8 protein-coding genes, 1 tRNA gene and 1 other RNA gene are annotated in these 7,486 nt (G+C 67.9%); 4 read left to right on the top strand and 6 right to left on the bottom strand.

Annotated elements, in window-relative coordinates; all coding sequences use genetic code 11:
* Nucleotides 1-1,060 (bottom strand): aspartate aminotransferase type Ic (locus A5698_RS12300; RefSeq protein ID WP_068296975.1); only part of this gene is annotated, 1,060 nt, incomplete at its 3' end.
* Between the two features lie 30 nt (nucleotides 1,061-1,090).
* Nucleotides 1,091-1,185, bottom strand: an RNA gene (gene ffs / locus A5698_RS12305) — signal recognition particle sRNA small type.
* Between the two features lie 68 nt (nucleotides 1,186-1,253).
* On the opposite strand from ffs, the gene A5698_RS12310 reads away from it, so the two are divergent.
* The 3 genes from A5698_RS12310 (at nucleotide 1,254) to A5698_RS12320 (ending at nucleotide 3,232) form a co-directional block, all read left to right on the top strand.
* Nucleotides 1,254-1,339, top strand: a tRNA-Ser gene (locus A5698_RS12310).
* 86 nt (nucleotides 1,340-1,425) lie between these two features.
* Nucleotides 1,426-2,187: a lipid uptake coordinator LucA gene (gene lucA / locus A5698_RS12315; RefSeq protein WP_068296978.1), complete on the top strand. Its 762-nt coding sequence runs from the start codon at nucleotides 1,426-1,428 to the stop codon at nucleotides 2,185-2,187.
* A 28-nt stretch (nucleotides 2,188-2,215) separates the two neighbouring features.
* Nucleotides 2,216-3,232: a S1C family serine protease gene (locus A5698_RS12320; protein ID WP_067091750.1), complete on the top strand. Its 1,017-nt coding sequence runs from the start codon at nucleotides 2,216-2,218 to the stop codon at nucleotides 3,230-3,232.
* On the opposite strand, the gene A5698_RS12325 is transcribed toward A5698_RS12320, so the two are convergent.
* Nucleotides 3,229-3,885 carry a TetR/AcrR family transcriptional regulator C-terminal domain-containing protein gene (locus A5698_RS12325; RefSeq protein ID WP_068296981.1) on the bottom strand — a complete coding sequence of 219 codons (657 nt, stop codon included), beginning with the start codon at nucleotides 3,883-3,885 and terminating at the stop codon, nucleotides 3,229-3,231. The two genes, A5698_RS12320 and A5698_RS12325, sit on opposite strands and share 4 nt — an antisense overlap.
* Before the next feature lie 90 nt (nucleotides 3,886-3,975).
* On the opposite strand from A5698_RS12325, the gene A5698_RS12330 reads away from it, so the two are divergent.
* Nucleotides 3,976-5,043 carry an NAD(P)H-dependent amine dehydrogenase family protein gene (locus tag A5698_RS12330; protein WP_068296983.1) on the top strand — a complete coding sequence of 356 codons (1,068 nt, stop codon included), beginning with the start codon at nucleotides 3,976-3,978 and terminating at the stop codon, nucleotides 5,041-5,043.
* A gap of 4 nt (nucleotides 5,044-5,047) precedes the next feature.
* On the opposite strand, the gene A5698_RS12335 is transcribed toward A5698_RS12330, so the two are convergent.
* The 3 genes from A5698_RS12335 to ligD all read right to left on the bottom strand — a co-directional run bounded on the left by A5698_RS12335 (nucleotide 5,048) and on the right by ligD (nucleotide 7,437).
* Nucleotides 5,048-5,503, bottom strand: a complete 456-nt coding sequence (locus tag A5698_RS12335) for a hypothetical protein (protein ID WP_068296985.1) — start codon at nucleotides 5,501-5,503, stop codon at nucleotides 5,048-5,050.
* Between the two features lie 62 nt (nucleotides 5,504-5,565).
* Nucleotides 5,566-6,345: a superoxide dismutase family protein gene (locus A5698_RS12340; protein WP_197506752.1), complete on the bottom strand. Its 780-nt coding sequence runs from the start codon at nucleotides 6,343-6,345 to the stop codon at nucleotides 5,566-5,568.
* 42 nt (nucleotides 6,346-6,387) lie between these two features.
* Nucleotides 6,388-7,437, bottom strand: a complete 1,050-nt coding sequence (gene ligD / locus A5698_RS12345) for a non-homologous end-joining DNA ligase (protein WP_068296987.1) — start codon at nucleotides 7,435-7,437, stop codon at nucleotides 6,388-6,390.
* Nucleotides 7,438-7,486: the final 49 nt, after the last annotated feature.

Genomic DNA, 7,486 nt, shown 5'->3' on the forward strand with positions numbered 1-7,486 from the left:
CGTCGAGGCTGATGAAGTACCCGCCCTTGGGTTCGGTCCACGACGCGATCTTCGACTCGCCGAGCCGGTCGGAGAGGATCTCCAGCACCGCGGCGAACTTCGGGGCCAGCAGCTCCTGGTGGCGCTGCATCTGCAGACGCACGCCGTCGGCGTCGCGGAAGAACCGCAGATGCCGCAGCTGGTTCACCTTGTCCGGTCCGATCGACTTCTTGCCCGCGTGCTGCAGATACCAGGCGATGTTGCCCAGCGAGGCGCCCAGGAAGCTGACCCCGGCGCCGGCGAACGTGATCTTTGACGTCGAGGCGAACACCAGGGGGCGGTTGCCGTTGCCCGCGGCCTCGGCCAGCCCGAGCACGTCGACATTGCGGACGAAGTCGTGGGTCAACGTGTGCACCGCGTAGGCGTTGTCCCACATCAACCGGAAATCGTTTGCCGCCGTTCGCATCTGGACGAGCCGGCGAACAGTTTCCCAGGAGAACGTGACGCCCGTGGGATTCGAGTACACCGGCACGCACCACATGCCCTTGATGGCCGGATCGGCGGCGACGAGCTCCTCGATCAGGTCGACGTCGGGTCCGTCCTCGAGCATCGGCACAGTGATCATCTCGATGCCGAGGCTCTCGGTGATCGCGAAGTGCCGGTCGTAACCGGGCGCCGGGCACAGGAACTTGACGACGGGCTCCTGCACCCACGGCCGCGGCGAGTCCGGACCGCCGTGCAGCATCGAGAACACCACGACGTCGTGCATCAGCTCGAGGCTGGCGTTGTTGCCGGCGATCAGATTCTGCACCGGGATACCGAGCAGCTCGCCGAAGATCGCGCGTAGTTCCGGCAGCCCGTGCACGCCGCCGTAGTTCCGGACGTCGGTGCCGTCGCCGTCGCGGAAGTCCTCGGCGCCGGGCAGCTCGAGCAGCTTGTTGGACAGGTCCAGCTGCGCCGCGGACGGCTTACCGCGGGTCAGGTCGAGCTTGAGCCCCTTGGCTTGCAGCTCGGCGTAGTTGCGCTTCTGCTGCTCGTGTTCTGCGGCGAGTTCGTCCCGACCGAGCGACAGAAAAGACACCAGACGCCTTTCAACTTTCAGAACCGTGGAATGAGGGGACCCCGCGCACCCGCCAGAGCCCATTGACCCTTGCTGCCTTCCGGCCCTGGGGGAGTTCACAGGATGGACGCCGCGCGGGGTCCACGGCGAGTCTAATACCCGAGCCGGTCGCATCCCGATCGGCTCGGTATCGGGGTCGGCTACCATGGCCCGCGGAGGATTCGCCTAGTGGCCTATGGCGCTCGCCTGGAACGCGGGTTGGGTTAATAGCCCTCGCGGGTTCAAATCCCGCATCCTCCGCACTCGGCCCGGGGTGCGGCCTGTCGGCCAAATCTGACCGTCACATACGGTCGCACCCCGGGACCAAACAAGCGTCTAGGAGGAGAATGAGCCGCACTATCGCGGTTACCTGGCACGCGATCTTCAGCGTCGTAGCCGGTGTTCTGTACTTCTTCTTCGTCCTGCCCCGCTGGTACGAACTTTCCGGCGACCTTTCTCCCACCCTCGGCACCGTGATGCGCATCGTGTGCGGCGCCCTGATCGGCCTGGCCGCGCTGCCTGTGGTGTTCACGCTGCTGCGCACCCGCAGACCCGAGTTCGGCACGCCGCAGATGGCGCTGACGCTGCGGACCTGGTCCATCGTCCTGCACGTGCTGGCCGGGCTGCTGATCATCGGCGCGGCGATCAGCGAGATCTGGTTGTCGCTCGACGACGCGGGCCAGTGGCTGTTCGGCATCTACGGTGCGGCCGCAGCGATCGCCCTGCTCGGCATTTTCGCGTTCTACCTGGCCTCGGTCGCCGAGTTGCCGCCTCCGCCGCCGAAACCGGTCAAGGTCAAGGCGCCGAAGCAGCGCCGCCGCGGCAGGCGCTCGAAGGACGCCGAGGACACCGCTGACGACACGGCCGATGACGTCGCAGAGCCCGAGGACGACGACGTCGAGGACACCGAACCGTCCGACGAGGACGGCGAGACCGAGGTCAAAGCCGACGCGAAGACTGAGGTCAAGGCCGACGGCGACGAGACCGAATCCGCATCCGAGGCCACCGACGAAGCCGAGCCCGCCGACGGCAAACTGCGCAATCGCAGGCCCGAACCCGCACGTCGCAGGCGTCGGCGCCTGCGCGGGGGCGTCGCGGTAGACGATTAGTCGGCCCGACATCGGGCAATATGGGCTCATGGGCAAATTCGGAGTCCCGCGTCCGTTCGCGACGCTGCTGATCGCTTTGGCCACGGCGCTGGCCCTGGTCGCACCGGCTTTCCCGGTCGCAGCCGCACCCGGTGACCCCATCGCCGCGGCGGCTCAGGTCGAACCCGCCGTCGTGCGCATCGACACCGAGATCGACTACCAGGGCGCATACGGAAACGGCACCGGTTTCGTGATCGACCCGAACGGCCAGGTGCTGACCAACTTCCACGTCGTATCGGGCGCAGACCGGATCACCGGCAGCATCGGAGGCCGCTCCTATCCCGCCGAGCTGGTCGGATACAACCGCGGACGCGACATCGCGGTCCTGCAGCTGATCGGCGCCCAGGGCCTACCCGTCGCGCCGCTCGGAGACTCCGCCCTGCTCGCGCCCGGCGAACCCGTCGTCGCGCTCGGCAACGCGAACGGCACGAACGGGCCGCTGACCCGCGAGGTCGGCACGATCACCGCGTTCGGCCGCACGGTGAACGCCGAGGACTCGCTGACCGGCAGCAAGGACGAGCTGGCGGGGCTCATGGAGTTCGCGGCGCCGGTCGTGGCCGGCGACTCCGGCGGCCCGGTCGTCAACGGCGCCGGGCAGGTCGTCGGTATCACCACCGCGGCGTCGGTCAATTTCCGGTTCGGCCCGGGCGGTGAGGGCTTCGCGATCCCGATCAACGACGCGCTGCCGGTCGCCAACCAGATCCGGTCCCGCACGCCGTCGGCCGACGTCCACATCGGGCCGCCGGTGCTGCTCGGTGTCGGGGTGCGCTCGGCGCAGCGGGGTCCCGGCGTACAGATCGCCGACGTACTGCGCGGTGGGCCGGCCGACCGGGCGGGACTGCGGCCCGGCGACGTGCTCGTCGTGCTCGACGGCACCCCACTGGACTCGGCGACCACGCTGACCGGCGTGCTCGACCGCCACTATCCCGGTGACGTCGTCGACTTGACCTGGGTCGACGGCGGCGGCGCGGAACGGTCCGCGAAGGCCACACTGACGCCGCTCTAACCGTCGAGGAGCCGATCCAGCCCCGAGATCAGCACCTCGAGTTCGAAGTCGAACTGGTGCTCGGCGTCGTGGCGCTGGAATTGGGCGGAGTCCAGCACGGTGCGCAGCGCCGGATAGGTGTCCTGCGGTTCCGACTCCAGGGCGGCCGACGTCTCCGCGCGGTGCCGGTGCATTCCCGACGGCGTCTGCCCGGCGCTGCTGTGGGCCGCGGACTGCGCGATGTTCGACGCCGCGGTCAGCCCGTACCGCGCGACGTCGGGGGTGAAGCCGGCGGTGAGCAACGCATCGAGCACCCGATCCGCGAGCGCGAGCGCCGCGGCCTCACCGATACCTCGCAGTCGGGTGAAATCGGTGGCGACGCCGACCTGCACCAGGCCGTCCCGGAACGCGACGGCGTAGGCCCGCAGCACCGCCCGCCAGTCGTCGCCGTCGGGCAGCTCGACGGTGGTCAGCTCGCGTTCGAAGAGGTCGGCGATCACGAGAGTCAGCAGGCCTTCGCGGTCGCCGACGTAGTAGTGCAGAGCCTTGCGGCTGACTCCGAGGGCATCTGCGACCGCCTGCATGGTCAGGCCGACGCTCGCCACGTCGCGGGCCGCCGCGACGATCTGGTCGCGGCTGATCCGGGGCGGGCGACCCCTCGTGCGTCCGCTCATCGCGACCCAGCTTAGGCGGCCGAGAAACAATTTTTCGCCGCTCGGTAAAAAACACACTCGCGGAGCGTCCGGCTTCCCTATGCTGAGCGCGTGCCAAACTCTCCTTATCGCGTCGTCCAGTGGACCACCGGCAATGTCGGCAAGAGTTCGGTCGAGGCGATCGCGAAGAACCCGAACTACGAACTCGTCGGCCTCTATGCGTGGTCGCAGGACAAGGCCGGCCGGGACGCCGGAGAACTCGCGGGCATCGAACCCCTCGGCGTGAAGGCGACCAACGACGTCGATGCCCTGCTCGCGTTGAAGCCCGATGTCGTGGTCTACAACCCGATGTGGATCGACGTCGACGAACTCGTGCGCATCCTGGAGGCCGGCGTCAACGTCGTCTCATCCGCCTCCTTCATCACCGGAGACAACCTCGGCGACGGCCGGGACAAGATCGAAGACGCGTGCAAGCGCGGCAACGCGACGCTGTTCGGATCCGGGGTGAGCCCGGGCTTCGCGGAACTGCTCGCGATCGTCGCCGCGACGGCGTGCGACCGTGTCGACAAGATCACCATCTCCGAATCCGCTGACACCACGCTCTACGACTCCCCCGACACCGAGCGGCCGGTCGGCTTCGGCACCGCGATCGACGATCCGAACCTGGCACCGATGGCCGCCAACGGCACCGCGGTGTTCGCCGAGGCCGTGCGGCTGGTCGCCGACTCGATCGGCGTCGAGCTCGACGAGATCAAGTGTGTGTCCGAATATGCCCAGACCACAGAGGATCTCGAGATGGCGTCGTGGACGATCCCGGCCGGTCACGTCGCGGGGGTGTACGCGAGCTGGCAGGGCATCGTGGCCGGGAAGACCGTCGTCGATGTCAACGTGCGGTGGAAGAAGGGCCAGACGCTGGATCCGGACTGGCAGCTCGACGGCGACGGCTGGAAGATCACCATCGAGGGCCGGCCCACGGTCAACATGCAGGTCGGCTTCCTGCCCCCGCAGGACATGATCGAGAACGCCACATCGATCGAGGACTTCTTCGTGCTCGGCCACATCATGACCGCGATGCCGCCGATCCACGCGATTCCGGCGGTCGTCGCGGCGCCGCCCGGCATCGCCACCTACAACGACCTGCCGCTACCTCAGGCGCGCGGCGTCGGCCCCCGGCGGTAACTCCTCAGCCGGTCACCTGCAGCACGTTCGCCTTGAGTTGGGCGGCGGGCGGCCCCTCCAGCACCACGTCCTGGAGGATCTGCGCCTGACCGTCGGTGACGGTGAACTCGCCCTTCTGCGGGGCGTTGCCGCCGACCACCTCGTAGAAGACGGTGAACGGTGCCTTCGGAAGTGGGTGCATGCCAATGTATTTCGGCTCGATCGAGTACTTGTAAAAGCATCCGGGCGCTTCGGGCGCGCAGTGCGTGTCGGTCACGTTCACGTTGATCGCGAACTCCATCGGCGTCGGCACCTTCGGCTGCGGGGCGAGCGCCGCGCGTGACGCCTCGGCGTGCTCCGCCTGCTTCGCCTGCTTGACCGACCCCAGGATCATCACGGCCGCAACGCCGATTCCGCTGCCCAGGAGCGCGAACAGCGCCAAGCCCGCGAGCCACCTGCGAACGGTCGTCGAAACGCGCATGGGGACAGCAGACCCTGTTCAGGGGCCGAGGCGCGGAATTTCGGCGTCCTGAGCGCGTCGCGTCAACCGCCCGGAGGTGCGGGCACCGTGGTGGTGGTCGGCGACGGCGTCTCGGTCACGGTGACGGTGTCGGTCGCGGTCGGCGGTGTCGTGGTGGCCGGGGTTTCGGCCGGCGGCGAGGTGGTTTCGGCCGGTGTCTCTGTAACGGTGGTCGCCGGTGGAGGCGCGACCGCGGTCGTGGTGACCACCGACGTCGAGACCGACGTCTCGACCGACGGGCTCGCGGCGGTGGCCGGGCTGAGCACACCGCACGCGATCCGTTGTTCGGCCGCCGCCGGGTCTCCACCCTCCATGGCCGCACTCTCGTGGAGGACGATCGACGACCCCTGAGGCGTCTTGAGTTCCTCCTCGGTGAACGCGTCACTGGTGACGACCAACTTGCCCGCGCCGTTGGAGCGCACGAGCAGGGGTGGCAGATCGCCGCTGGCCGGCATGCCGGTGTGGCCGGGCGCCTGGAGATGCTCGCCCGCCGACGCGAAGCCGTCGCCGGCCTCGCAGGTGCCGACGCCGTGGATGTGCATGCTGTGGAAGCCCGGCGACAGGACGCCGTCTTCGACGGTCTCGACCGTCACCGTGGCATATCCGCCGGTGAAGTCGACCGTGGCGTCGGCGACGTGTTTACCGTCGAGCGTGTTGATCTGGGCGGTCAGGCCTTCGGCGCTCGACGAGCCCGTGGTGGTGGTCGTGGTCGTGGTGGTGGTGGCCGATTCGTCGGACGCTTGGTTCGAACAACCGACCGCGACCGCGAGGACACCCAAGGCAACGCTGACTTGCTTGATCATGAAGACCCCGTACCCGTGTGACGGGCGACACAAACCGCGAATTCAGCCGTGGACAGGATTGCCCTCTTCGTCCCAGTTGGCGGCGACCTTCTTGCTGGGCTGCACACGAGGCGGCTCACCAGGCATCTTCGGGTAGTTCGGCGGATACGGCAGATCGCCCAGCCCCTGCTCCTCGTCGGCCTTCACCATGTCCAGCAGCTTCTTGATCGACTGCGGCTTGCGGTCGATGTCGGCCCACGGATCGGGCCGTCCCGCAACGAAATCCGGAACGGTCGCGATCGTGTAGTCGTCGGGGTCGGCGGAACGGAGCTCGTCCCAGGTCAACGGGGTGGAGACGGTGGCGATCGGAGTCTTGCGCGCCGAGTACGCCGAAGCGAAGGTGCGGTCTCGCGCGTTCTGGTTGTAGTCGATGAAGATGCGCGTACCACGCTCTTCCTTCCACCACGACGTGGTCACCGCATCGGGCGCCCGACGCTCGACCTCGCGGGCCAGCGCGATTCCGGCACGACGCACCTCGATGAAGTCCCAGTCGGTCTTGATGCGCAGGAAGACGTGCACGCCGCGGCCGCCGGAGGTCTTGGGATAGCCGATCAGGCCCAGCTCGTCGAGCAGCGGTTTGAGCACGTCGACGGCGACGGAACTGGCATCGGCGAAACCGGTTCCCGGCTGCGGGTCCAGGTCGATGCGCAGTTCGTCGGGGTGCTCGGTGTCGGGGCATCTCACCTGCCACGGGTGCAGCGTGATCGTGCCCATCTGCGCGGCCCACGCAATCGCCGAGGCGTGGGTGACCTTGAGCGCGTCGGCGGTGCGACCGGACGGGAAGGTGACGGTGCAGGTCTCGAGGTATTCGGGATGCTTCTGCGGGACGCGTTTCTGGTAGATCTCCTCGCCCTCGATGCCGTCGGGGAAGCGCTGCAGGTGCACCGGGCGGTCACGCAAGAGCGCCACCATCGGTTCGGCGACGGAGCGGTAGTAGTCGAAGAGTTTGCCCTTCGTGCCGTTCTTGCCGAGCTTCGGGAAGTACACCTTGTCGCGGTTGGTCAGCCGGACGTTGGTGCCGTCGACATCGACTTCCTCTGCTGCTGTTGGCATTTCAGGACTCCAGAACGTCGTAGAGGTCATAGTTAAGCGGGACGTCGAG

Origin of the sequence: Mycobacterium sp. E136 (genome assembly GCF_001666865.1) — a bacterium.
Classification (GTDB): Bacteria; Actinomycetota; Actinomycetes; order Mycobacteriales; family Mycobacteriaceae; genus Mycobacterium.

Coding starts and splice junctions, on each gene's coding strand:
- lucA (WP_068296978.1), top strand. CDS start 1,426: ATGAGCCGCACTATCGCGGTTACCTGGCACGCGATCTTCAGCGTCGTA.
- A5698_RS12335 (WP_068296985.1), bottom strand. CDS start 5,503: ATGCGCGTTTCGACGACCGTTCGCAGGTGGCTCGCGGGCTTGGCGCTG.
- A5698_RS12320 (WP_067091750.1), top strand. CDS start 2,216: ATGGGCAAATTCGGAGTCCCGCGTCCGTTCGCGACGCTGCTGATCGCT.
- ligD (WP_068296987.1), bottom strand. CDS start 7,437: ATGCCAACAGCAGCAGAGGAAGTCGATGTCGACGGCACCAACGTCCGG.
- A5698_RS12325 (WP_068296981.1), bottom strand. CDS start 3,885: ATGAGCGGACGCACGAGGGGTCGCCCGCCCCGGATCAGCCGCGACCAG.
- A5698_RS12340 (WP_197506752.1), bottom strand. CDS start 6,345: ATGATCAAGCAAGTCAGCGTTGCCTTGGGTGTCCTCGCGGTCGCGGTC.